The organism is Evansella cellulosilytica DSM 2522 (assembly GCF_000177235.2).
Lineage (GTDB): Bacteria > Bacillota > Bacilli > Bacillales > Salisediminibacteriaceae > Evansella > Evansella cellulosilytica.
In genome coordinates this window covers 966646-990727 of the sequence record NC_014829.1, presented here as the reverse complement: position 1 = coordinate 990727, position 24082 = coordinate 966646, and the positions used below count along the sequence as shown (strand labels likewise).

Genomic DNA, 24082 nt, shown 5'->3' with positions numbered 1-24082 from the left:
AACATAGCCTTTATTTTAGTTATAACATCATTTTATCTTCTATACTGAACACGATGTAAGTTTGCAAATATACCACCTTTTTCGATAAGCTCATCATGCGTTCCTTCTTCAGCAATGCCTTCCTCTGTCACAACAACAATTCGATCTGCATTTCTAATTGTAGCTAGTCGATGGGCAATTACTAATGTTGTTCTATCTTTTGCAAGCTCTGTTAAGGCCTCTTGTATAATGAGCTCTGTCTCTGTATCAAGTGCTGACGTAGCTTCGTCTAAAATAAGAATAGGAGGATTTTTTAAGAACATTCTAGCAATCGCAATTCGTTGCTTTTGACCACCTGAAAGCTTTAATCCTCTTTCACCAATCTGTGTTTCATATCCATCTGGCAAGGAAGCAATAAAGTGCTCTAGGTGAGCTCGTTTAGCTGCTGCTGCGATGTCCTCATCAGAAGCATCCAGCATGCCATAGGCAATGTTTTCTCTCAAAGTGCCTGTAAATAAGAAAACGTCCTGTTGAACAATACCGATTTGAGAGCGAAGCGACTCCTTCGTTATCTTCCTTATGTCGATACCATCAATTGTGATTGCCCCTTCCTCTACATCATAAAAGCGAGGAATTAATGAGCAAATCGTCGTTTTCCCTGCCCCTGAAGGTCCTACAAATGCAATCGTCTCACCGGCACGAACATGTAGGTCAATGCCATTAAGCACTCTTTTATGATTTTCATACCTGAAGCCTACATTGTTTAACGAAATATCTCCACGAAGTGAAGGAACGTGAATGGCGTCCTTCGCATCTTTTATTTCTGGTTCTGTATCAATCATTTCCGTAAACCTTTTGAAACCTGCCATCCCTTTCGGATATAGCTCCATCAAAGCGCTAATTTTATCAATCGGTTTTAACAGAACATTGACATATAAAATAAAGGCTACGAGCTCACCATTTGAAAGCTGACCGTTAAAGCTTAACCATGCACCGTATACGAGGACGGCTAATGTAATAAAACGGGTAAGCATATAAATGCTAGATAAACTAAAAGCCATCACTTTATACGATAATATTTTTGCCTTACGGAACTTTTTATTTTCTTTATTAAATCTAGAAATCTCAAATCTTTCATTCGTAAACGATTGGACAACTCTTACCCCAGATACACTGTCCTCAACTCTCGCATTTACATCCGCGATATCACGAAACATTTGCTTCCAGGCTTTATTCATTTTTAAGTTACAAAATACAATCAGACCAATTAAAATAGGAACGATACATAAAATAACGAGTGCTAGCTTCACATTAATTGTAAACATAATCCAAAAGGCACCGATAAAGGTCATAAATGCGATAAACATATCCTCAGGGCCGTGATGAGCAAGCTCCCCTATATCAAATAGGTCGTTTGTAAATCGACTCATAATATGTCCTGTTTTCGTATTATCGAAATACTTAAACGATTGCTTTTGAGTGTGTTCAAATAGCTGTTGGCGCATGTCGGTTTCAATGTTAATTCCTAGATTATGTCCCCAATAATGGACAACATATTGTAGGAATGTACTAATTCCATAAATGACAAAAAGACCGATCCCTATCCATACAATCGTCGGCCAATCTCCATAAGGAAGTAGGGAATCAACAAACCACTGAACCGCAAGTGGAAAAGCTAGTTCTAATATCGCTACAACGATAGCGCTTGAAAAATCGGCTGCGAATAATTTTTTGTGTGGTATATAATAAGAAAAAAATCGTCGAATCAAATAGTTTGTCCCCTTTCTTTCATACGTTACTAGATTATAATATATGGTAGTATTTAAATAATCAATAAAATATTTCGAAAATAGAAATAATTTTTTTCGTGTTTTGAGCATTTAAATGGCAATTTTAAGGATGATTATGTAAAATAATCTTACTTTTTCATTAACAACTGTTATAATAGTGTTTATCAAAATATTCAACAAATTGAGGGATGTAGCCTTGCCTATTAACATACCTAAACGTTTACCAATACGTAAAGTACTAGAAGAAGAAAATATATTTGTGATGGACGATGAGCGTGCGATCCAGCAGGATATTCGTCCACTGAATATTGTTATTTTAAATTTAATGCCTGAAAAGCAAAAAACGGAAGCCCAGCTCCTTCGCCTATTAGGTAATACGCCACTACAGGTGAATATTACTTTTTTGCGGACGGTTTCGTACAATCCTAAAAATGAAAGTCCGTCTCACTTAAATGAGTTTTATTCTCAATTTCAAACAATAAAAGACCGTCGTTTTGATGGGATGATTATTACCGGTGCGCCTATCGAGCACTTTGAATTTGAAGAGGTTGGTTACTGGGAAGAAATTACGGAAATTATGGATTGGGCACACGACAACGTCACTTCCATTATGCATATTTGTTGGGGCGCACAAGCAGCCCTTTATCACCATTTCGGTATCGAAAAATATCCGTTAAAGAAAAAGTGTTCTGGCATCTTTAGCCACACGATTATCGATACTCCTGGGATTGAATTATTACGAGGCTTTGATGATGAGTTCATAGCTCCTCATTCTAGAAATACCAATATTTCAATAGAACAGGTGAATGCTACGGATGATCTAATATTGCTAGCCTCCTCACCAGAGGCTGGACCATTTCTTTTAATGACAAAAGACGGAAAACATGTTTTTGCAACTGGACACCTTGAATACGAGACAACAACGCTTGCTGAGGAATATAAGCGTGATATAAAAAAAGGGGTTCCTGTACCAATACCAGCTTATTATTTTCCAAACAATGATCCAGAAAAAGAGCCAATTAACAGATGGCGATCACATGCCCACTTACTATTTTCGAATTGGCTCAACTACTACGTGTATCAACAAACGCCATACGATTGGAACTGAAAGGAAGGAGGTTCCATCAAAAGGTTATCAGTTAACTTTTGATGCAACTGCAATGTGCGAAGCCATTGCCCTGAATAAATTTTGTACGCCCTACACGTAAGGTGCGATTATCACCGCAAATTTCACATCATATTCTAGAAGAACCTACCTAAAGGAACATACCTTTAGGTTTTTTTGTATCATAATTGTAAAATAAACTTTACTTTTTGTATAGTTAACTTTACAATGAAAGAAGAACTTATGAAGGAGTTACAAAATGACAATTAAAAACCGAGTAAAGGAATTAAGAGCTAGACATAGCTTAACACAAGGAGAGTTAGCTGAATCGGTAAATGTGACGAGACAAACGATTGTCGCTTTAGAAAAAGGGAGTTATACGCCATCACTATTACTTGCAATGAATATCTCCCATACTTTTAATATGCCTATTGAAGAAATATTTTATCTTGAGGAGGAAAAAAATTGAGTACTGTCCGAAACTTTTTTATATTAGTCGTTATTTTTGTCTTATTTGGTTGGGGAATGGTTTCTTTTTACAATGCATCAATTGACATTTCGCAGTTTTTATCTGATGATTCTCGATCTTACGTATTTGAATTAAATGTAACACCGATCATTTTGTTAATTATCGTCGGTGGAATTGTAACGTATATTAGTTATAGTAAAAAGCAAAAAAAGGGATGGGCTAAGTCACTATTACTCCCAGAAGAATTTGAAGAGAGCGATGAAAGGGAGAAGCAAATCACGAGTCGAGCTTGCCGCGCTGCTTATATTAGCATGTATTACGCTTTTCCTATTATCATTTCGTTGTTACTCATCTACCCTTTTATTAATAACACAATGCCATATTACCCAATCTTATTATTTTTGTTGCTTCCAATCATTCAGATTACGACCTACTTTATTTCATGGACTTTAAACTATAAAAGTTAGTGAGGTTGACTCAAAAGGTCGATTTTTTACCTTTTGAGTCAACCTCTAATAGCTTTTGGGACAGCCTCAGCAGTGGAAATTCTCGGTAGCTCTTAAAGTACTAGTGAGTGCTCTTCTCGCTAGAACCCACAGCGATAAAATTCCACTTCCAAATTTTACTTATTTAAGAAAAAAACTGGCCTGCATACTTGGTCGCAGTTCAGTTTTTTTACATCTACTTCATAAAATAAGCTTCATATAAACTTTTTACAGCTAGATCGACTTTATAAGCCTCGACGCCAAACATCATGCTTACCTCTGATGAACCTTGATTAATCATTTTGATGTTTACCCCAGCATCATAGAAGGCATTTGTTGCTTTCGCAGCAATTCCTACTGTTTTTTCCATTCCTTCTCCTACAACCATCACGATAGCAAGGTCCCTTTCGATGGAAACATCATCTACATGGAGCTCCGAAAGAATTCTATTTATGACTCTGTCCTCTTTTCCACCCTCTAAATGGTGGGAGCGTACTATGACAGATATATTATCGATACCAGATGGTGTGTGCTCAAATGAAATTTGCTCATCCTCTAATATTTCAAGTAAATGACGTCCAAAACCGACTTCTCGATTCATTAAATATTTTGTAATGTTAATGCTGCAAAATCCTTTGTCGCTGGCGATACCGACAACCGGTACGCCATTTACTTCTCTTTCTGCAATGATTTTTGTTCCTGGCGCTTCTGGATGATTCGTATTTTTCACTCGAACAGGTACTTTCTTTTGTACAACAGGCTGAAGTGCTTCGTCGTGAAAAACAGAAAATCCAGAATAGGCAAGCTCCCTCATTTCTCTATACGTTAATTCTTTAATTTCGCATGGATTATCTACAATGTTTGGATTAACACTGTATATGGAGTCAACGTCTGTAAAGTTTTCATATTCATCCGCTTCCACACCAGCTGCAATGATTGAGCCCGTAATATCTGAGCCACCCCTAGGAAAAGTCACGATATGCTCATTATTTGAATAACCGAAAAATCCAGGGATAATAAGGATGCCTTCGCGTTTTCTCAAGTCGGCAATTCGTTCGTACGCTTCAGGGAGGATGCGTGCATTTCCTGGCTCATCTGTCACGATCATTCCTGCATCCTTAGGAGAAACATAATGCGCTACTACTCCTAGGGATTGAAAATAAGAAGCTATAAGCTTTGCATTGTTATCTTCCCCACTCGCTTTCAAAGCATCTAAAAGTCGTTCGTATTGTGTTCGATATGTCTGGATGATCTCAAGTAAGCTATCTTTAATCGTCTCGATGATATTGTCTCCGAGATCGAGCTCCTCTGCAATATCACGATATCGATCTACAACCTTTAATAAGGCCTCTTCGTCAAAACTTGATGGTGTTACAGTGCTCGCTAATTGGATTAGTAAATCGGTCGTTTTCGTATCTTGCGCATCTCGTTTTCCTGGAGCTGATACAACGACTAGCTTTCTTTGTTCATCTGACAAAATAATGTTAGCGACTTTTCGCCACTGTGTTGCACTTGCTAATGAACTTCCCCCAAACTTCACTACTTTCACGATAATACTTCCCTTCTTATCATTGCATTCAGTAAATACAATTGTCCTCGCGACATGGAATTTTTATGCTTTAGTATACAAGATTATTGATTAAAAGTCATTACCTAAATAAGAAAAGACTAAAACCGAGCTTGGAGAAGCTCGGTTTAGTCTTTTCTTAGAAGCGGTGAAGAAATGATGCTACATTTTCCTATAAATTGTAGAAAGTATGGCAATGGCTACGCTCGCCGCTCGCCTGATAGGAAAAACCACTCCTATCAGGCTTTTTAACGATTGCGACGGCTCCGCGCATTGCTTAGGGACACTGAAAAAGTGAAAGATCACCACTTTTTTAGTGTCCTTTGCCCTTCTCACTAGTACGCACGGCGGAAAAATTCCATCGCCAATTTCTTTCTTATCTTTTTTTAGAAACGAGGGACCATCACCCTCGTTTCACATTGAATTATTCTTTTAACATGCTATATACTTCTTCATCTAGCTGGGCTGCCAGCTTAGGATCATATGTTTTTTCAAATTGAGGCTCTGCTGTGATTTTACCACCATAGAAAATGACATCCTCTACAGATTCTATATCTACAGTGACAACACGGAACTTCATTGTTTTCTCTATGACATCAGAAACTGTTCCTTTTCCTCTAACAGAGTAGCAGCTTCCAGCACCAGTAATTCCTAATACAACATTCGGATCAGCTTGGATGTTTTGTGCACTGTGTGCATTATGTCCGACTGCAAATTTGATCTTTTCTCCATCTTCTGTAGCTGCAACCCATGAAATAACACTTAAATCAGGTTGTTTCTTTTCAGGATCGTTTGTAATTAAAGAAACAATTGTTTCTCCTTGTAATGCGGCTACTAGCTCTTGGCTTAATTTTGTCTCTTGCTTAGCCATGTTATCTCTCCTTTTTCTTCCATATTTAACGCCTTTGGCATCTGATTTACTTAAAAATTTTTTGTCAATTTTATGTTCCATCACACCACGCCATTTTTCAATGCATGCCTATAATGGTAACCAATCTCATTATAACAAACACTATCTTGTATGCTCCAATTATACGTTCTGAAAACACGATTTCTACATTGAAAGCTTCCCCATTTTTGTTCAAAACTATAATATTTATGTACAGTAAAAGTTAATCTTCATCCTTAACATCAATATCTTCAGGAATTGGTTCATTAAGTATTTGTTCGATTAATTCCTTATATTTTTCTAATTGATCCATATGTGTATTGAATTGCGCTTTGTTAATGAGAAACTGATCACCATCATGAACCGCTCGAATTTTTCGTTGGTTTATTAAGTTTTTCACATACATTTCTGATACCTCTAAATATTCCGCTGTTTCTTTTACCGTTAAATACATATCACAACCTACTTTCCTCTCGTCTTTCCATATTATATAACGTATACAACGTACAAGAAAAACATTGATTTGAGCCCAGTTAGTAAATATTTCTAAAAACTATGCTCTGAACAAGTCAACACCAGACAATAGTAAAAAAAGAAAGAAGGAAAAGCAGCAACAAGCCTTTCCTTCTTCCTTTTCTTTTTCTTTTTTTCTTCATTCACCAGTTACTTAAGAGATGCTTTTATCAACCGCATGCTGCCAATCTGGAAAATAATATAAAGCATTTTTCATTAAGTCTGGGTGTAATTTCTTAATTTTCTTCTTGTTTAAAGCCCCCATCTCCCTTTGTAGTCTTCTAATTTCTGCAACGACTTCTTCCATGCTCATACTCGCTTCCATTCAACACGCCTCCTTATAAAGAATTATTTATATAATTACCAAATATTGAAAATAAATACACAAAATTTTTAGTAAATTAAAAAAAGCGTGTGATTTATTCACTACATCACTTTCATCTTCTTCATAAGTTGTAGTGAGTGTTGTTCTCGTTAGTAAGCGTGGCTAAATTTCCGGCATCTTAGTTTACCTCTTATCATTTATAGAAAAGGGAGACTCAATAGGTCAAAATTAACCTCATTAAGTCTCCCTTTTCAGCATTTTTTTTTTCAATGGCTCCGTTTATTACGCGACTACGCTCATTGTATTGAGGGCACTGCTCTTTTTCGCATAGCGGATCAAGCCCACTGCCATGCTTTCTTAATCTTTTAAAAATCTAACTTTATTCCTTATTTCTTTGCGCTTTTTCTTTTTTCAATTTTACAAAACGGTATGCTAAGTAGGCGATATATAGTGGCGTTGCTATATAAATAAGATAAGGAAAATTAGTATAAGAGCCCGTGTAGATGACGATGAGTAACGCCCCTAAAAATAAAGTCACGATTGTTCCATACTTCGGTAATGGGATCTCTTTTAAGCTTGGGATTTTTATTCTACTGACCATTAGAAAACAGAGTGCTGTAAAAATAACAGTTGTCACAATCTCTGGAATCACATTACCAAACAAAGTAAGTAATGCAAGAATTCCTCCGGCAGCTGTTATAGGGACACCGGTAAAGTAATTACCAGATGAAGATGTTGATGCACTCACATTAAATCTCGCAAGTCGATAAGCTCCAAACAATGGAAACAAACCAGCAACTGCAAAACCTAATAGGTCAAACTGGAAGAAGTATGTATAATAGATGAGAAAGGATGGCGCAATTCCAAATGTCACGATATCCGCTAATGAATCCAGTTCCTGCCCCATTTTACTTTCCGCTTTTAGCATCCTTGCTAGTCGTCCATCCATACTATCTAACATCATTCCGATTAAAATTAATATAGCGGCATTGTTATATTCCCCACTTGCAGCAAATCCGATGGATAAAAAACCACAATAAAGGTTAGCTAATGTCACTATGTTCGGTATACTTTTTTTCAAACGCATCGGATACACCACGCTAACATGTATTTTTAAAATAAACTATAATGTAATATAAAAATTAACTTCATTGATTGTACTATTTGGAAATTTTCATCACCTTACACTCATCTTATTCTTTAAGTAAATTGAATAATTATGTACCGTTGACTAACTAAATAAGTATTACTATTATTTTAATACATAATTGATGAATTAGCTTTCTTTTTCATGAAAAAAAGAGAGATCATATAGCTTTAAAAGGATTTCGCCATTCCATTAACAGAGCGTAATTGTGTGACTCTTCATCCTCTAAGTAATCCGCAACTATACTAACTGGTGTTCTTCCGCATCGGAGTAAAAAGCTAGCTACCGGATCTTTCATTTCACCATTCACTACAGCTTCAACATATGCATCAATGGACATTTTTTCTGCATGCTTATAATATCCAGGCAACCTACCTCCACCGAGAAGGCGATCTAATCCTTTATGTACTACCGTTTCATACATCGATTGCATGAGCCATTTTCCTAAATCCATTTTTCTAAAAGCTGGACGTATACATATATCAACGACATAAAGTGTGTTGCCATTAGCATTGTGATTTCTTATGTATCCTTCATCTGTTATTTCATTCCACGTATGTTCTGGGTGCTTTGGATTAAAGTCAACGAGCAATCCTGTCATTGATCCTGCAAGACTTCCATTCACCTCTACACATAAAGCACCGTCGGGAAATAATGTAACATGGTTCATCAGTTGTTCTTCATTCCACCATGCTTCTGATGGGTACGGTGGTGGGAAACTCTCTTCTTGAATTTTAATCAATTCTAAAAAATCGGACTCCTTATAATTTCTAATGACAACCTCTGAGAGCTCGTCTTTATTTTGTAAAATCATACGTTTGAAATATCCCATCGTGTTCCCCCTCTTACTTCCATAAATATTAATTAGTATTTTACCAAAAAAAACAACATAAATATAATGATGCAGTTTTGAGTGTTCAATGACTATTCGTAATGTACTAACATGTAAAAAAATTAAACTAAAACGTTTACAAATACTTGTATAAAGACGAACTAACCTGTGATATGATCGTAATTATATTGTTCATTTACTACTTCTGGAGCGTGTTCTATGGAAAATAACAGTGCAAAAAAACTATCATTATTCGCAATTACTTGGCCAATTTTCATTGAAATGACTTTACATATGTTTCTTAGAACGGCAGATACATTTATGTTAAGTAGAGTATCTGATGAGGCAGTCGCTGCAGTCGGCGTTGCTAATCAGCTCATCATGTTTATGTTTTTTCTGTTTCAATTTGGATCGATTGGTGCAACTGTTGTCATTGCCCAATATTTAGGCGCAAAAAAGCATGATCAAATACATAAATTTTCAGGTAATGCCCTATCATTTAATATTTTGTTCGGTATTGTTGTGAGTGTCGTTATTGTTTCTTTTACTAGCTTTTATTTAGGCTTTTTCCACTTAACAGATGAGCTATTCGCAATGGCAAGGACATACATGCTTATAGTCGGCTCCGCACTCGTGCTACAGGCAATGATGCTGACATTAGCTGCGATCATACAAGCACACGGTTTTACTAGATATACAATGTATGTGTCTGTCGGCATGAATATTATTAATATTTTCGGTAACTATGTACTCATATTTGGGGCATTCGGTTTCCCTCAATTAGGGGTAACAGGTGTTGCTATTGCTACCGTCTTTAGTCAGTTTTTAGGGGTAACCGCAAACTTCATTATTCTCTATTTTAAAGTGAAGGTAAAAGTAAGGTTGATCGATTATATCAAATGGAAAAAAGATCGCTTAATGAAAATATTAAGTGTAGGTGTTCCTGCCGCACTCGGGCAAATATCCTATTCTGCTAGTCAAATTGTAACGACCGGTTTTATAACTGTTCTTGGACCAGATATGCTAACAACTAGAATTTACACGTTAAATATATTGTTCTTTGTTATCGTTCTAGCAATCTCTTTAGGACGCGGAACGCAAATTGTCGTTGGCCATTTAGTTGGTGCTGGAGAGATGGATAAAGCTTATAAAGAAGCCTTCCGCAGCTTAAAATGGAATATCTCGCTTTGTTTAGGAGTAGCCGTACTACTCGTCATTTTTAGAGAGCCATTATTAGGGTTATTTACTTCTAATCCGCTCATTATTTCGACCGGTGCCGTTTTATTAATCATGGGGCTTATTCTAGAACCTGGTAGATGTCTCAACATCGTTTTAGGTCAAACGCTACAAGCAACAGGAGACTCCCGCTATGTTATGCTCGTCTCCGTCATCATCATTTGGGCATTTAGCGTCCCACTTTATTATGTTCTTGGCATCCATTTAGGTTTCGGCTTAATTGGTATATGGATTGCTTTTATTGTCGACGAATGGATAAGAGGTATCTATTTATTACAGCGTTGGAGAAGTGGAAAATGGCGAGCGAAGGCACTCGTAAAACAAGAAGAGGATTTAAAGGAAAGTGTATAAGAAAAACTAAAAACGAGCCTTGAAGCTCGTTTTTAGTTTTTCTTAGAAGCAGTGGAATTTCGCCGTTTCTTTTAAAGTACTAGTGAGTGCGCTCTACTGAGAACACTGAAAAGGTACAGAGCAACTATACTTAATGGACGGCTCTGATCGTCGCGGTACAACTATGAGAAAACCACTCATAGTAATTGCAACGACTATGCTCATTGCTTTGAGACAACCTCTCCTGCTCTTTTATTTGTTAGCTTACATATCGTTTTTTTCTAAAGCTAATTTCGCTTTTTTCTTACTTCCAGTTAAAAACTTTATACCACCACCAATCAGCAATACGCTAACTACAATTACTTGAAAGTATTCATCATACAGCCAGCCAATATCATAGCCGATAAAGGTCGATACTGTTCTTCCAATCGTAGGAACGAATACGCGATCTAGTAAAAAGAAAGCACCTAGTACGATACATGCAACCCCTATCCAGCGTCGTTGATTGTAGACGTAAGTAATGAATGGCTTATCTTCGATTGGAATATCAGGCGAATATTGGCTCGCTTTTTGAATCCCATCAAAAAAGCTATAAAACCAAATGATCGGGATTAAAAACATAAATATACCTAATCTTAGAACGTCTAAAATATACAAGGATAAGAGAAAAGCAGCCATTAGCTGAACGCCTCTTTTTTGATATCCTAAGTACAAATGTCCTGCCCCAGGGAAAATTGCTAGAATAGAAGCTAACGACTTATTTTTTCTACCATCCTTATGTTTTTCCTCAATATCATCAAGTATGGAACGATCCTCAAGTTTTTCACCACGCTGCTTCTTGTTGAGATGCTGAACTGCGTCAAAAAAGCTATACACCCATACGACAGGTAAAAACGCCATAAAGATTAGAAAGACGTCTTGTCTTATAAAAATCGCAATGAGGAATATCATAATTCCCGTACCAATAAACGACGTAAGAAAAATAAAGCCTCTGTTCATTAATCCGAGCTGAAAATGACCAACCCCTGGGATAAAAGACAGAATGATTGTAAAAAAACGTTCCGATTTCCCGTTACTTTTTTCAACTGCTTCGTCGCTATTCTCCTGTTGCTTCACGATTGGTGCTGGAACAATCAAAATATGGACGAAACTTGTCATATAGAAAAATAAACTCGCAATCCCTAATATGAGGATGAGGACCGGTACATATGCGAATATGAAAAAAAACAACGCAATCATTGCCGATACAACCGTCATAAAAAAGTAAAAAATACCGGTAAACATGTTTCCGTAATAAAAGTGACCCCCTCCAGGAAAGAAGGAAAGCAAAAACGCGATAAAAGGGTGTTTTCGTTTATGTGTCAATGTAAATCGCCTCCTTATTGTTCTTCATTAGCGAATATTTTTTTTACTAGCTGCTCAGTAACAGAGGGACCTTCATCTCGGAAGGTTGTGTTTTGAATGTCATCTACATAATTAGTGATCGTTTGAAAGACACCAGATGACATCAATATGACCGTCAACGCCAAAGCGATCGTATAGTGTAAGAAGGTAGTTTCATAAAACCTTATTTTCCGCTCGTTTTGTTCTACTTTTGATGTACTAATTTTAGCCATAATATCATCTGTAAACGTAGAGCTATCATGGAGTTCTGGTAATCTAGTAGCATTGTCTTCTAAAGCTTTCTCATAAATAGTGATACACATATCACACGCTAATAAATGTGATTCAACACTTTCACGTCTCTCTTCTGAAATTGCCTCATTTATATAGTCGGTATACTCGTCTTTATGAATATGGGTCATATAAAATCTTCCTCCTTCCACCTGTCTCTCATCCATTTCCTTGCTCGATGAAGCTTCACTCGAATCGTTTTTTCTTTTAATGATTGCTCCTCAGCCATTTGTTGAAAGGTTTTCTCCTCTATGTAGTAGCCATAAATCACGGATCGATAATTTTCAGGAAGCTCATTCATTCTTTCGTAAAGCAGCTTACGATTCTCTTTACGCAACATGAGGCTCTCAACGCTATTAGTAGAATTTGTATTTATGTATTCGCCTATATCCTCCGTGACTTCCTCTCGCCTACGTTTTTGCTTTCTTTTTATATCAATTGCATGATGTACAGCTATTCGCGTCATCCATGTTTTCAACCCTTTTCCTTGATAGTTCGGGAGAGAAGAGTAAATTTTTATAAATACTTCTTGTGCAGCGTCTTCTGCGTCTTTCTCATTTCTAAGCACTGAATAAACAGATTGGTAAATATAATTGCGGTACTTTTCTATTAACAACCGAAAGGCGTGGTCATTTCCCCGTACCACTTGTTTAATTATTATTTCATCCTTAATTTCTCTCCCCTCCCTTCCAGCCTTCACACTCGTTTTAATAGACGTAATAAAATTTCAATTGACTACACTTTCTATGAAAATATATTTGAGAATTTTTTAGTGGAGGGGATTGAGATTACATTTTGAGGCGGAGGAGGTGAGGGGGGATGTTATTTCACCTTGACTTGCTCTTTTATTTTCTGAAGGGCAGATGACCCGCCTCCATCTACTCTTCATACAGTTAAGCCACTCAAAAACAAAAGCCACTTCGCAAAAGAAGTAGCTAAATGGGTTCGGCCCTTATTTCCAAGCCTCTGATATCTATTTATTTACATATTAACTCGATTTAAAATACTGCATCATTGATACTTTGCCTGTTCCATGGCACGTAGAACAAACAACGTCCCCATCCGAACACGATTTACATTTTTGATTACCGAGTACAAATCCTTCACCAGAACAGTCCGCACATTCGAACACGCCATTTCCACTACATTTTTTGCACTTCATTGCTATTCCTCCTATTTCCATTATTTTTAGGAGCATAAACATTGATGTGACATCTCTTTTAAGTATTACACTATAATCTGACTAAAACAATCTATCTATCGTTACATTTCCAACTGTTCACTAAATAGACAATTTTAACTAATTTTCAGAATATATTGACTTTTATCTGTTCACTCATTAAAATTCGAATTGACCACGAATAGATGAACGTTGATGTAAAAAATTCTGCTTGTTTGGAGGTGTTGATGTTAAGCTGATTTACTTCAATTGCTTCATCGACAACGAAGTGTGAACGGAAATAATGAGAATGGGGGAATTCGATGAGTTTTACATTAGAAACATCACGATCCGTCCTACTATCTCTGCATCTTCAACATGATATCGTATCAAAGGCTGGGAAATTCGCTAACTTTTTTTCATCGCAGGCAGAAGAAAGAAACGTTATAAAAAATTGCGAACAAGTCATTAACGAAGCGCGGCTTATTGGCATGCCTGTCATCCATGCAGCTGTATGCTTCAACGACGACTATTCTGATTTACATGTAAACGGCCCATTGTTAGCAATGGTGAAACAAATGGAGGCATTAAAAAAGGGAGAGGGTGCTGCATTTTTTGATGAAGTCGCACCATATGAAGGAGAATATGTGATTGAGCATCAGCGTGTAGGCCCTTTCGAAGGAACAAATTTGTCTCAAATCTTGAAGGATAGTGGTTCAGATACAGTTATTCTCTTTGGGGTTGCAACAAATATTGTTGTGGAAACTACCGCTCGGATTGCCTCAGATAAAGGCTATAACGTTATTGTTGTCGAGGATTGCTGTAGTGCCGCTACTTTAGAGGCTCATAAAGCATCACTAGAAACTTTAAGTTTACTAGCTACTATTACGACGCGCGATGATCTACTAGAAAAACTGAAAGCTCCTTCGTTAAAATAATCTTTACCTAGATGTTCATGCCTGAGGCTGTCCGAAAAGCTATTCAGCTTTCTGGCAATGGCTCCACTCACCGCGCGACCACTATAAAAAAACCATTTATAGTGGTCTTTAAGGGATTGCGAAGGCTCCGCACATTGCTTAGAGGTTGACTCAAAAGGTAAAAATTCTTCCTATGAGTCAACCTCTTAATGAAACGGTTTCCCTATAAACTCGCTTACTATAGAGCAAAACATCTCCCATTCGTCTGGAAAAGCGTGAGTACCCCATTTTCTTCTTTTTCTATTATTTACTGTTATGACAAGTGACCAGCTAGTGCCATCTCTTATTGCTTCCTTCTCGTATTGCTTTTTCCAACTTAATATATTTGTCATCCTAAGTTGATACCTAAAGTGATCTCGCTTCTTTTTATCCCACCGCTCCTCCACATTTTCAAGTTCACCTCTCCACTGTACTTGCCCACTTTTAAGGTTAATATCAATTTCATAGTTTTCGCCAAAATGGCCTCCTACTGTAGCAATCAATCGTTCAATATTTTGATAGTTTAATTGAATGACGTCCTCCTTCGTCCACGAATGATCACAAGCATTACACGCATACTCAGGATCATCCACCGAGATGATGCACCCTCCTAATTTCACCTTTCCTTCATTCGCTTCTTCAAGTAGTTCATGACTCGGATAGCCGTAAATAATATTAGCAACATCTTTAGAAAAACAATTTGGGCATACTTTCACGTTCATAACACTTTCACCACCTTTGTCTACAATAAACATCTCTTTCGTTTAGTATACTTTACAGAAGGCTCATTACACGATACCTTTTATATATGGAACTACATAAAGGAGATAGAATGACATGTTGCACTTAAAAAATAAAAACATTCTCGTCATGACCGCAGTTGATGCGGAGAGACAAGCTGTTTTACGCGGACTAAAGGAGAATACTTCCATTACAGTAACCGTTGCTGGCGTTGGACCTGCTGAGGCTGCCGCTAATACAGCTATTGCATTGTCTAAAGGTCATTATGATTTAGTGATTAGTATGGGGATAGCTGGAGGATTTGTGAATAAAGCACCGGTTGGTTCGGTCGTTATAGCTGACCAAATAATACATGCTGATTTAGGCGCTGAGTCCTCAGAAGGGTTTTTACCTGTCGAGCAATTAGGTTTTGGCACTTCAAAAGTGACCGTCGATGAACAGCTAATGAAAAATATGTTGCTTGCCCTAGAGAAGCTAGAAGCGTCAGTTCGAATAGGATCAATCTTAACCCTCTCTACTGTCACTGGTACGAAACAAACTGCAGATGTGCTGCAGCAAAGATATCCTCACGCAGTTGCAGAAGCAATGGAGGGATTCGGTGTAGCGATTGCTGCTGAACAGTTCGGGCTTCCATGCATGGAAATAAGAGCAATTTCTAATCCAATTGGTCCACGCGATCGAGAAGCTTGGAAAATAAAAGAAGCTTTCGCTATACTAGAAAAATCAAGTGAGATGATACAGGAGGTCTTTTAATTGAACATTTATTTCTCGCCATGCCCTAACGACACTTTCGTCTTTCATGCATTAACGCACGGGCTAGTTAAGGGTGCTCCTGCATTCGATGTTACGTTTGCAGATATCGATGTTACAAATCGTTTAGCAATCGACGAAGAAAATAGTCCAGATATTTTAAAAATTTCATTTGCTGCACTGCCGTGGGTGTTAGATAAATATGCACTTCTACCATGCGGAGGCGCTTTAGGAAGAGGCTGTGGCCCACTCGTTTTAACGAAAGAAAATCATTCACCGGCATCGTTAGCTGGCAAACGGGTAGCAGTTCCGAGTGATCGGTCAACTGCCTACTTATTATTCCGTCTATGGGCTGCACAAAAGGTTGAAGGTGGCATTGGAGAAATTGTTGTAATGCCCTTTCACGAAATTATGCCGGCAGTTCGTGATGGAAAAATTGACGCTGGGCTTGTGATTCATGAAGCCCGTTTTACTTATCAACAATACAATTTATCCCTTGTCGCTGACTTAGGAAGCTGGTGGGAAGAGGATACTGGTCTTCCTATTCCATTAGGTGCAATCATTGCCCGTCGCTCCCTTGATCTTAAATCACTCTCTCATTGGATCCGACAATCTGTTGAAATGGCTTGGGAAAAACCTACTGCGTCAGAAACGTATGTGATGGACCATGCTCAAGAAATGTCCTCCGACGTTGCTAAGCAGCATATTGAGCTTTACGTTAATTCCTTTACACAAAACTTAGGTAATGAAGGCTATCACGCGATTGAAGCGTTACTCGGACGGGCCGCCGAAGAAGGCTTAGTGCCTCGTGTAAATATGGAAAAACTTCGTGAGTGCATGAATTACTGAGGCGAAAAAATTCCATTGGATATGTAAAATAGATGAGGGTATCTAAAAAAGTGGTGGTCTCATAAGCTAGTAGAGGTTGAGTCAAAAGTTAAAAATTCTACCTTTTGACTCAACCTCTTAAAGCGATGTAGAGATTTTGTCACCTACCCATTTTTACAGGTCTATTTTATTTAAAAGCTCCTTGAGCGCTACTAATTCCTCTTTAGATAATGTGATGCCTTTACCCATTTTTTCATGGTCTGGATCCCAATCTCTTATATCATATTTTGGATCTCTCCCATTCCAGCTAATCAGACTTAATTCCTTTTTCCAACCTTTTGCACTTTCAGAAAGTGGACCGTAGCTTTCGATTATATCAAATTTGATATTTGACATTTCCCCTCACGCCTCCTCTTGTAATAGCTTTTTGATATCTTCTTCCATTTTTGCTGGTGTTGTTGATGGTGCATAACGGTTAATCACTTCACCATTTTGATCAATTAAAAATTTCGTAAAGTTCCATTTAATATCCTTGCTCATAAGGCCCTTCGCCTCTGATTTTAAATATTGGAATAAAGGATGTGCTTGTTTTCCATTAACATTTATCTTTTGAAAGAGTGGAAACGTTACACCGTAATTAAGTTGGCAAGCTTCTGCGACTTCTTCATTCGTGCCTGGCTCTTGGTTCATAAACTGATTACATGGAAAGCCTAATACAATTAATTTGCCGTCATATTTTTCTTGAAGTGATTGGAGCTCCTTCAATTGAGGCGTAAATCCACATTTCGTTGCAGTGTTTACAATGATCAGTACTTTACCTTCATATGCTGCAAGCGACTGCTCTCCACCGTCCATACGTATAGCTGAAAATTCATAAACAGACATCATCTTCCCCCTCTTTGTTATTATTAAATAAATTTTCACAGAATGGTTATCGCTTGTCAATTTTGATGACAGCCCGAGTGACCTTTCATGTTAAAACTAAAAACAGAGCGCTCTATGGACATGTTCTCCAAAGAGCGCTCTCTGTTTTGTTATTTTTACTGATTTACGATTCTCATGTCAATACCATGTGGATCTCCACTCAAATCCATCTCAATGAGCTTCACTTTCGTTTTCGTTTCTACATCAATAACTGCTACACCAGGTGTATCTCCTGCCATGTCATGCGTTCCTGTTGCAGGCTCTGGTCCTCTTAAAGAAATATAAGCATATTTACCGTCTGGTGAGAAAACTAGTAAGTCTGGTGCCTCACCGACAAATTCAATATGATCAACTACCTCAAAAGAAACTGGATCAATAATCGCACCATCATCTGTGACTCTGTTAACCATCCATAAATGCTCACCATCTGGAGTAAATGCGACACCGTGAGCATCGATCCCTCCCGTTTCACCTGTATAAATTATTTCATCTGTTTCAACATCAATAACGTAATATTCAGCTAATTCTGTTGAACCTGAGTTTGCAAACATATGACTTCCGTCCGGTGAAAGAATTGTACCACAACCATGTGCACCTACTTGTGATTTACCAAACTGTGCAATGACTTCAAAAGAAGCTACATCTAAAACAAATAATCCACCACCGCCAAGTGTAACATAAGCTTTACTGCCATCAGCTGTGTATTGTAAACAAATCGGACGTTGGTTTGGAAATTCCTCTTCGTCTTGTAAAGCCTCTACTTCAGTTAAATCAATATGTCTTCCTACAGTAAATTCTTCGTTGTCTTTATCAATTAAAATTTCAGTCATAGATTGACCTGGAGTATTGGCTACAAGTACCCTTTCTCCATCAGGACTTGGAATTGCTGCGTGTGCACCCTCATCTGTTTCAAGTGTCGTTAAAACTTCACGATCCTCAGCACGTATAACAGAAACAGTTCCTGAGCCCATGTTAGCGACGTACGCATATTCACCTTCTTCGTCAAAAACTAACATATGTGGTTTATCTCCAACATCAGCAAAATCAATTGTTTCATTAATTTCTTGTGTTGCACCATCGATAATGTGTATTTCGTTTAATCCTTGGTCAGCGATCCACACTTCATACTGCACTTCAGTTTCTTCTTCTAATGCTGCATCTTCTTCAGTTTCATCACTTGTATCTGTGTCTTCTTCTTGATCCGTAGACACATTTTCATCCTCTACTTCTTCCTGTGAAGTATCCTCTGATCCACATGCGACTAGAGAAAAGATGGTGATAAATAAAAATAAGCTAAATAAAATTTTACGCAATTTTTCTCCCCCTTAATCATATAAAACATAGTAGTCTTATATGTTTTATGTTTTTATAGTATTAAAGTATATCACCACAGTGTTAATGTTACAATAAAAATTTCCATAAGAAAGACTAAAACCGATCTCCAAACTCGGTTTTAGTCTTTCTTAGAAGCAGTGGAATTTCGCCGTAGTTCTTAAAGTACTAGTGAGTGCTCTTCTCGCTAGTACGCACAGCGATAAAATTTTCACTGCTAATTTATACTTTCTTAGTTTTTTCCTAGATGCTGTGAAGAAATGATGCCACATGTCATTCCTTATTCCTCAAAAAAACTTAAGGAATTTATTCCTTAAGTCATTGGTTATCATTCTTTTTCTTTAAATGACAGTTGTTCCATTGGTAGGAAAACGGTTATCGTTGTCCCGACATTTAACTCACTGTCGATTTCTACATACCCTTCATGGTGCTCTACTATTCGTTTACTTACCATAAAACCTAAACCTGTACCATCAGATTTAGTTGTATAAAATGGATGGCCTATTTTACTTATTTTTTCTTTTGGGATTCCTTTTCCTTCGTCTTTAAAATGAATAAATATCCCATTTTCCTCACGATTTTCAGTTACATTTATGTACAAGTTCCCCCCATTTGGCATCGCTTCAATTGCATTTTTTATAAAATTGATACACACTTGCTTCAACTGATTTTTTTCACAATAAATATAAGTATTTTCACAATAAAATTCAGTATTTATTTCTACACCTTTTAAGATTGCTTGTGTTTCAAGAAGCATTTTTACTTCCTCGATAATAGATACAATGTTTGTTTTTGAATAATGTATTTCTTGTGGCTTTGATAAAATGAGTAATTCACTAATAATCATCTCAATTCTCTCAATTTCTGTCGAGATAATGTTCATATATTTTTCTTTCGTAACAAAGTCAGGTCGAAGCAGCTGAAGGAAGCCTTTAATTGCTGTGAGAGGGTTCCGAATTTCATGTGCAATACCTGCGGCTAGCTGTCCAGCAATCGATAGCTTTTCCGAATTAATCATCATTTCCTCAGCCATTTTTGTTTCTGTTAAATCTCTATGTATAAATGCCCATGCTGCAATATGTCCTTCTTCATCATGAATTGGAAAACCAGAAATATCGACGTGAATGAGTGATCCATCTTTTTTTACCCTTTGTGTTTCTAGGCTTTTAAACGTCATTTTAAACAATTTGAGATCCTTTTGCATGTTTGAATACATGTTTGTAGGCAGGACAGGCATGTCTTTGTAGGACAGACCTAATACTTCTTCCTTTTTCCAGCCGTATGTTTTCTCAAATGCTTTATTTACTTTTATTAGCTTATCATCTAAATCATATATAAAAATCGGATCGACGTTATTTTCGATGAAGGACTCTAGCTGTTTTTTTGTAATAATTAGTTCCTGCTCAGATTTTTTCCTAGCCGTTATATCTTTTGCGATACCATATACACCAACAATTTTTCCATCAACGACAATAGGGATATTTGTTATATCAAACATAATGACTTCGCCGTCTTTTGAAACTGCTGGCATTTCATAGTGCTGAATTTCTCCTTCTACAGCTGCGTTGAAGTGACGAATTGTTTCTTTTAGTTTTTCCTTCGGTGTTAAATGTTGATAGTTTAATTTTCCATTTAAAAGCTCGCACTTAGAATATCCTAATACTTGCTCAAAGGCCGGGTTCACAGAAGTATAATAACCATCTAGGTCCATCGAATAAATCATATCTGGATTATATTTAAAAAGAGACTTGTATCTTTCTTTACTTTCATTTAGTTCAGATTGAAATGATTCATTCGTATTTTCCAGTATTTGATATATATAGTATAGCGGTTCACCTAATTCACTTTTTGCTAAAGAAGTATAGAAAACCATTTGTTTAAGAATGCCATCTCCGTAAATCACTCGTCCATTGAATTTTAATGGGCGATCATTCGTGATGAGCCTTTCCAATAACGGAGTATTCTGTTCTATGTCTTCTGGATGTAGTATTTCATCCAATTTTAACTTCTCTAATTGTTCCTCCGTATAGCCGAATGTTTCTTGACAAGAACGATTCGTTTTTAATACCGTTCCATCTAAAGAAACAAGCATCATTGCCACTGGCGTATGGATAAATGTTGATAAAAAGATGGAATCACGACTTAAATTAGAATTTGTAGTCATGTTTATACTCCCCTACATAATTATTTACTTTCACCCGTTTTTTTCTATTATGCTATACGTTTAGTAAAAATGTTAATATGTAGGCTCAAACAAAAAAATTTTGATAAAAAAGTAACAAAAATTGTCGTATTTTCCTCTTGATTTTGTATCATCCATAAATTTGTCATGTGATAAAGGTACTAGTAAATAAAACCGCTTCTCCCAAAATGGAAGAAGCGGTTTAACCAAATTTTTTATTATCGAGTTCCGCCCATTTGTTGTTCAGCCATTTGAACAAGGCGCTTAGTGATTTCTCCTCCTACAGAACCGTTAGCTCTAGCAGTTGCATCTGCTCCTAGCTCTACTCCAAATTCTTGTGCAATTTCATACTTCATTTGATCCAATGCTTGTTGAACTCCTGGTACTAGCAATTGATTAGAATTGTTTGATTGTGCCATGTCAACATTTCTCCTTTGTAATTGGATTCTGATTTATGAAATCAGTGTAGTCATATTGTGAGTCATATGAAAAAAAGTATGCAGGAAAGATTAACCAATATGTTTGTTACTGATCTCAATCGTTTTCATGGCGCCTTTTTACTCATTCAAATGTTTTATAAATTTCTCGGATATTTCTTTAATTTTGTTCTCATCTAACTTGTAATAATATATTCCATCGACAATTTCAACAGTTCCATCCTCACTTATGTTTAAGTCTTCCACGTGACGTATGGAATCAGCTTCAACAGATTGAAAGGAAGTAACATTCGTTTCAATAATTATTTCAGTCAAATCGATTTCACTCATGTTTTCTGCGTTATTTTTTAAGTACTGACTAATAAATTCTTCTAGCTCAAATGAAATTTCTGGATGTTTTCTCAACTCAAAAAATAAACGAATTAATTCTTCTCCCGTAAAATAATTCTCCCCTTCCTTCACTTCAATCGAACCACTAGCACCGTTTATAGTAACAGACTCTTCAAAAGCTATCGTAAATCCACCTAAGTTATCTAACATTTTTGGTAATTGATTTATATCAAATAAAACATAGTAATCAATTGGAACTTGGATTAACTCTTCTATTTGATCTTTCGTTCTTTGAATATTTTCGTTAAATGCACTTACGTTCCCAAGCTTTTCTGCACTTTCTTTACCTGAATGTTGATGCATGATATACGTATCTCTCGGAATCGTGATCATTTTCACCGTATTTTTATCAGCATGATAAGTAAGAAAAAGGTGTACTTCCGTTCGATGGGATTGACTATCTTGCCCTAAAAGGAGTACTGAAAATGCATCATTCTTCTTCGTTTCTTCATGAGATGCAATCGGTAATGATTCTTTCTGCGATAAAAATGAGGATAAGACTAAACCACCAAAAATGAAGAGCGCAAGGCAAGTTGCAAATACAGGCCATATACGCTTTTTATTAACGAAGCCGGTAGTATTTTTATCTTTATTTTTAATCCTCTGGAAAACTTTCTGTCGATCATTCTCTGTGAATTGGAGTTCTTTATCTTCTTCTATAAGCAATTGCTTCAACTCCTTTTCATCCATGTACATGTACCTCCTCTAGTTTCTCTTTTAGCTTTTGCTTAGCCCTTCTTAATCGTGTTTTAACTGTATTTTCATTTAAAGAACAAACAGTGGCAATTTCCTCTATTTTTAGTGATTGGTAGTAATACAAATAAATCACTTCTCGATAGTTCGTTGGTAAAGAAAGGACAATTCGCTTCATCTGCTGGCGATCAGATTTTACTAACCACTCCTCCTCTACAGATGGACGTATTGCTTTCACTGTTGTTTGAAGAAAATCAACTGCCTTCTCTGTCCTATAGCTCCAGCTTTTTAAATAGTCTTTGCATTCATTGATGGTAATGCGATAAAGCCACGTTTTTATTTGAGCTTCGTACCGAAAATGATCGATCCTCTCGTAGCACTTGATAAAAGTGTTTTGAACAAGATCTTTAGCTGCCTCTATATTTTTTACATATGTAAAAGCCAGTCTCACTAGCTCACTGCCATGAGCAACCATGACTTCCTCTAGAAATTGATCTCTCTCTTCCTTGTTCACGAATGCGCCTCCCCTCATTTACACACCACTTTGACGATTCCGTACAAAAAATAGTTTCACAACGATTGAATCATTGTATTTTTTCTAAAAATACCCTTAATTTTTTTGGGGCTGTCGCGTCCAAGTCGCGTTGCAAATAGTCTATTGGAGTTTCTAATAATATTTTTTTAGAGGAAAATAAAGGTTTGTGAGGAAATGTAGAATAGTTCAAGTTAGCAAGCATTTTAATAGAAGCAAAATTGTGCCTTACTAGCCCTGAAAGCATTTATACATGAGGAGGAAGACCGTGTACTATAAAATTGTATTCTTTATTGGGTTACTATCATTAGCTTTACTGTTTGGTTGTGAGGAGACGACAGAAGAATCCGTATCAAATATTGTTATTTCTGCAGATGACGCGAAGGTAATTGAAAAATATCTTACTGAAGAAATAATGACCCCAAACTTTGGTGGTGCTGTTTTTGCTGAATATGAAATATTAGAAACAGAAAATGATGTAGAGGAAATTTATCTATGGGCATTAATACAAGAATATTATCAAAAAGGAGAAGTCATCGAGGAAGGTAGTGGAATGTCCGTACCAATCGTGTTGAGTGTACGAAAGGAGAGTCAGTCAACTAAAATAGTGAGTCATTCGTTACCTCGTGATGGGAGCTATTTTACTGACGATATTAAAGAAATGTTTCCGCGTCATATACAGAATAAGATATTTGAGTACGGCTCGGAACATATTAGTAAATTAATTAAAGATTTGGAAGAGAAAGTAAAAGAGAGTTACTAAGTTGCATATTGCACGCGCCATCTTACCTTCACAATACTTTTTTCTTGCTCACTG

General features: G+C 36.8%; 27 protein-coding genes. 8 read left to right on the top strand and 19 right to left on the bottom strand.

The window, feature by feature from the left end:
• Nucleotides 1-32 precede the first annotated feature (32 nt).
• Nucleotides 33-1748 carry an ABC transporter ATP-binding protein gene (locus BCELL_RS04445; protein ID WP_013487487.1) on the bottom strand — a complete coding sequence of 572 codons (1716 nt, stop codon included), beginning with the start codon at nt 1746-1748 and terminating at the stop codon, nt 33-35.
• 217 nt (nt 1749-1965) lie between these two features.
• Between BCELL_RS04445 and metA the strand changes: the two genes are divergently transcribed.
• The 3 genes from metA to BCELL_RS04430 all read left to right on the top strand — a co-directional run bounded on the left by metA (nt 1966) and on the right by BCELL_RS04430 (nt 3810).
• Nucleotides 1966-2877 (top strand): homoserine O-acetyltransferase MetA, encoded by a 912-nt coding sequence (gene metA / locus BCELL_RS04440; protein ID WP_013487486.1) that lies wholly within the window; start codon nt 1966-1968, stop codon nt 2875-2877.
• A gap of 256 nt (nt 2878-3133) precedes the next feature.
• Entirely contained in the window at nt 3134-3343 is a 210-nt protein-coding gene (locus BCELL_RS04435; protein WP_013487485.1) for a helix-turn-helix transcriptional regulator, read from the top strand.
• Nucleotides 3340-3810: a hypothetical protein gene (locus BCELL_RS04430; RefSeq protein WP_013487484.1), complete on the top strand. Its 471-nt coding sequence runs from the start codon at nt 3340-3342 to the stop codon at nt 3808-3810. The genes BCELL_RS04435 and BCELL_RS04430 overlap by 4 nt, the downstream gene beginning before the upstream one ends.
• A gap of 214 nt (nt 3811-4024) precedes the next feature.
• On the opposite strand, the gene BCELL_RS04425 is transcribed toward BCELL_RS04430, so the two are convergent.
• From BCELL_RS04425 to BCELL_RS04405, 6 genes are all read right to left on the bottom strand, one after another.
• A complete protein-coding gene (locus BCELL_RS04425) occupies nt 4025-5377 on the bottom strand; it encodes an aspartate kinase (RefSeq protein WP_013487483.1) in 1353 nt (450 codons plus the stop codon).
• Nucleotides 5378-5819: 442 nt separating this feature from the next.
• Complete coding sequence (locus BCELL_RS04420) at nt 5820-6266, bottom strand: pyridoxamine 5'-phosphate oxidase family protein (RefSeq protein ID WP_013487482.1); 447 nt, start codon at nt 6264-6266, stop codon at nt 5820-5822.
• A 241-nt stretch (nt 6267-6507) separates the two neighbouring features.
• Nucleotides 6508-6738, bottom strand: coding sequence for an excisionase family DNA-binding protein (locus tag BCELL_RS04415; RefSeq protein ID WP_013487481.1), 231 nt, complete (start codon nt 6736-6738; stop codon nt 6508-6510).
• A gap of 213 nt (nt 6739-6951) precedes the next feature.
• On the bottom strand, nt 6952-7122 hold the full coding sequence (locus tag BCELL_RS22870; protein WP_013487480.1) for a hypothetical protein: 171 nt from the start codon (nt 7120-7122) through the stop codon (nt 6952-6954).
• 379 nt (nt 7123-7501) lie between these two features.
• Nucleotides 7502-8209: a CDP-diacylglycerol--serine O-phosphatidyltransferase gene (gene pssA, locus BCELL_RS04410; protein ID WP_013487479.1), complete on the bottom strand. Its 708-nt coding sequence runs from the start codon at nt 8207-8209 to the stop codon at nt 7502-7504.
• 220 nt (nt 8210-8429) lie between these two features.
• The gene (locus BCELL_RS04405; protein ID WP_013487478.1) at nt 8430-9101 is read right to left on the bottom strand and encodes a GNAT family N-acetyltransferase; all 672 of its coding nucleotides are present in this window, start codon (nt 9099-9101) and stop codon (nt 8430-8432) included.
• A 219-nt stretch (nt 9102-9320) separates the two neighbouring features.
• Between BCELL_RS04405 and BCELL_RS04400 the strand changes: the two genes are divergently transcribed.
• Nucleotides 9321-10688 carry an MATE family efflux transporter gene (locus tag BCELL_RS04400; protein WP_013487477.1) on the top strand — a complete coding sequence of 456 codons (1368 nt, stop codon included), beginning with the start codon at nt 9321-9323 and terminating at the stop codon, nt 10686-10688.
• 243 nt (nt 10689-10931) lie between these two features.
• Here BCELL_RS04400 and BCELL_RS04395 read toward each other — a convergent pair whose 3' ends face one another.
• The 4 genes from BCELL_RS04395 to BCELL_RS22450 form a co-directional block, all read right to left on the bottom strand.
• Nucleotides 10932-12032: a hypothetical protein gene (locus tag BCELL_RS04395; RefSeq protein ID WP_013487476.1), complete on the bottom strand. Its 1101-nt coding sequence runs from the start codon at nt 12030-12032 to the stop codon at nt 10932-10934.
• A 14-nt stretch (nt 12033-12046) separates the two neighbouring features.
• Nucleotides 12047-12472 carry an anti-sigma factor gene (locus tag BCELL_RS04390; RefSeq protein WP_013487475.1) on the bottom strand — a complete coding sequence of 142 codons (426 nt, stop codon included), beginning with the start codon at nt 12470-12472 and terminating at the stop codon, nt 12047-12049.
• The gene (locus tag BCELL_RS04385; protein ID WP_013487474.1) at nt 12469-13041 is read right to left on the bottom strand and encodes an RNA polymerase sigma factor; all 573 of its coding nucleotides are present in this window, start codon (nt 13039-13041) and stop codon (nt 12469-12471) included. The genes BCELL_RS04390 and BCELL_RS04385 overlap by 4 nt, the downstream gene beginning before the upstream one ends.
• Nucleotides 13042-13329: 288 nt before the next feature.
• Complete coding sequence (locus BCELL_RS22450; RefSeq protein WP_157184173.1) at nt 13330-13503, bottom strand: hypothetical protein; 174 nt, start codon at nt 13501-13503, stop codon at nt 13330-13332.
• A gap of 320 nt (nt 13504-13823) precedes the next feature.
• Here BCELL_RS22450 and BCELL_RS04380 point away from each other — a divergent pair, with 320 nt between their 5' ends.
• Nucleotides 13824-14438: a cysteine hydrolase family protein gene (locus BCELL_RS04380; RefSeq protein ID WP_013487473.1), complete on the top strand. Its 615-nt coding sequence runs from the start codon at nt 13824-13826 to the stop codon at nt 14436-14438.
• A gap of 185 nt (nt 14439-14623) precedes the next feature.
• Here BCELL_RS04380 and BCELL_RS22865 read toward each other — a convergent pair whose 3' ends face one another.
• On the bottom strand, nt 14624-15178 hold the full coding sequence (locus BCELL_RS22865; RefSeq protein WP_013487472.1) for a hypothetical protein: 555 nt from the start codon (nt 15176-15178) through the stop codon (nt 14624-14626).
• 115 nt (nt 15179-15293) lie between these two features.
• Between BCELL_RS22865 and BCELL_RS04370 the strand changes: the two genes are divergently transcribed.
• Both BCELL_RS04370 and BCELL_RS04365 read left to right on the top strand, forming a co-directional pair.
• The gene (locus BCELL_RS04370) at nt 15294-15950 is read left to right on the top strand and encodes a futalosine hydrolase (RefSeq protein ID WP_013487471.1); all 657 of its coding nucleotides are present in this window, start codon (nt 15294-15296) and stop codon (nt 15948-15950) included.
• The gene (locus BCELL_RS04365; RefSeq protein ID WP_013487470.1) at nt 15951-16796 is read left to right on the top strand and encodes a 1,4-dihydroxy-6-naphtoate synthase; all 846 of its coding nucleotides are present in this window, start codon (nt 15951-15953) and stop codon (nt 16794-16796) included.
• A gap of 153 nt (nt 16797-16949) precedes the next feature.
• Here the strand turns inward: BCELL_RS04365 and BCELL_RS04360 are convergent, their stop codons facing one another.
• The 7 genes from BCELL_RS04360 to BCELL_RS04330 all read right to left on the bottom strand — a co-directional run bounded on the left by BCELL_RS04360 (nt 16950) and on the right by BCELL_RS04330 (nt 23247).
• Nucleotides 16950-17171, bottom strand: coding sequence for a YdbC family protein (locus BCELL_RS04360; RefSeq protein WP_013487469.1), 222 nt, complete (start codon nt 17169-17171; stop codon nt 16950-16952).
• A gap of 6 nt (nt 17172-17177) precedes the next feature.
• Complete coding sequence (locus tag BCELL_RS04355; RefSeq protein WP_013487468.1) at nt 17178-17660, bottom strand: glutathione peroxidase; 483 nt, start codon at nt 17658-17660, stop codon at nt 17178-17180.
• A 155-nt stretch (nt 17661-17815) separates the two neighbouring features.
• Nucleotides 17816-19012 carry a YncE family protein gene (locus BCELL_RS04350; RefSeq protein ID WP_013487467.1) on the bottom strand — a complete coding sequence of 399 codons (1197 nt, stop codon included), beginning with the start codon at nt 19010-19012 and terminating at the stop codon, nt 17816-17818.
• 347 nt (nt 19013-19359) lie between these two features.
• Nucleotides 19360-21195 (bottom strand): PAS domain-containing sensor histidine kinase, encoded by a 1836-nt coding sequence (locus BCELL_RS04345; RefSeq protein ID WP_013487466.1) that lies wholly within the window; start codon nt 21193-21195, stop codon nt 19360-19362.
• A 236-nt stretch (nt 21196-21431) separates the two neighbouring features.
• Nucleotides 21432-21632 (bottom strand): alpha/beta-type small acid-soluble spore protein, encoded by a 201-nt coding sequence (locus tag BCELL_RS04340; protein ID WP_013487465.1) that lies wholly within the window; start codon nt 21630-21632, stop codon nt 21432-21434.
• 138 nt (nt 21633-21770) lie between these two features.
• Nucleotides 21771-22730, bottom strand: coding sequence for an LCP family glycopolymer transferase (locus BCELL_RS04335; RefSeq protein ID WP_013487464.1), 960 nt, complete (start codon nt 22728-22730; stop codon nt 21771-21773).
• Nucleotides 22723-23247 (bottom strand): sigma-70 family RNA polymerase sigma factor, encoded by a 525-nt coding sequence (locus tag BCELL_RS04330; protein ID WP_013487463.1) that lies wholly within the window; start codon nt 23245-23247, stop codon nt 22723-22725. The genes BCELL_RS04335 and BCELL_RS04330 overlap by 8 nt, the downstream gene beginning before the upstream one ends.
• Nucleotides 23248-23533: 286 nt before the next feature.
• Here BCELL_RS04330 and BCELL_RS04325 point away from each other — a divergent pair, with 286 nt between their 5' ends.
• The gene (locus BCELL_RS04325) at nt 23534-24028 is read left to right on the top strand and encodes a hypothetical protein (RefSeq protein WP_013487462.1); all 495 of its coding nucleotides are present in this window, start codon (nt 23534-23536) and stop codon (nt 24026-24028) included.
• Nucleotides 24029-24082 lie beyond the last annotated feature (54 nt).

What these genes read in the sequence shown, in the direction of transcription:
- BCELL_RS22865 (WP_013487472.1), bottom strand. Translation starts at nt 15,178, where the DNA reads ATGAACGTGAAAGTATGCCCAAATTGTTTTTCTAAAGATGTTGCTAAT.
- BCELL_RS04405 (WP_013487478.1), bottom strand. Translation starts at nt 9,101, where the DNA reads ATGGGATATTTCAAACGTATGATTTTACAAAATAAAGACGAGCTCTCA.
- BCELL_RS04345 (WP_013487466.1), bottom strand. Translation starts at nt 21,195, where the DNA reads ATGACTACAAATTCTAATTTAAGTCGTGATTCCATCTTTTTATCAACA.
- BCELL_RS04420 (WP_013487482.1), bottom strand. Translation starts at nt 6,266, where the DNA reads ATGGCTAAGCAAGAGACAAAATTAAGCCAAGAGCTAGTAGCCGCATTA.
- BCELL_RS04360 (WP_013487469.1), bottom strand. Translation starts at nt 17,171, where the DNA reads ATGTCAAATATCAAATTTGATATAATCGAAAGCTACGGTCCACTTTCT.
- BCELL_RS04380 (WP_013487473.1), top strand. Translation starts at nt 13,824, where the DNA reads ATGAGTTTTACATTAGAAACATCACGATCCGTCCTACTATCTCTGCAT.
- BCELL_RS04370 (WP_013487471.1), top strand. Translation starts at nt 15,294, where the DNA reads ATGTTGCACTTAAAAAATAAAAACATTCTCGTCATGACCGCAGTTGAT.
- BCELL_RS04355 (WP_013487468.1), bottom strand. Translation starts at nt 17,660, where the DNA reads ATGTCTGTTTATGAATTTTCAGCTATACGTATGGACGGTGGAGAGCAG.
- BCELL_RS04335 (WP_013487464.1), bottom strand. Translation starts at nt 22,730, where the DNA reads ATGGATGAAAAGGAGTTGAAGCAATTGCTTATAGAAGAAGATAAAGAA.
- BCELL_RS04340 (WP_013487465.1), bottom strand. Translation starts at nt 21,632, where the DNA reads ATGGCACAATCAAACAATTCTAATCAATTGCTAGTACCAGGAGTTCAA.
- BCELL_RS04400 (WP_013487477.1), top strand. Translation starts at nt 9,321, where the DNA reads ATGGAAAATAACAGTGCAAAAAAACTATCATTATTCGCAATTACTTGG.
- BCELL_RS22870 (WP_013487480.1), bottom strand. Translation starts at nt 7,122, where the DNA reads ATGGAAGCGAGTATGAGCATGGAAGAAGTCGTTGCAGAAATTAGAAGA.
- BCELL_RS04390 (WP_013487475.1), bottom strand. Translation starts at nt 12,472, where the DNA reads ATGACCCATATTCATAAAGACGAGTATACCGACTATATAAATGAGGCA.
- BCELL_RS04415 (WP_013487481.1), bottom strand. Translation starts at nt 6,738, where the DNA reads ATGTATTTAACGGTAAAAGAAACAGCGGAATATTTAGAGGTATCAGAA.
- pssA (WP_013487479.1), bottom strand. Translation starts at nt 8,209, where the DNA reads ATGCGTTTGAAAAAAAGTATACCGAACATAGTGACATTAGCTAACCTT.
- BCELL_RS04435 (WP_013487485.1), top strand. Translation starts at nt 3,134, where the DNA reads ATGACAATTAAAAACCGAGTAAAGGAATTAAGAGCTAGACATAGCTTA.
- BCELL_RS22450 (WP_157184173.1), bottom strand. Translation starts at nt 13,503, where the DNA reads ATGAAGTGCAAAAAATGTAGTGGAAATGGCGTGTTCGAATGTGCGGAC.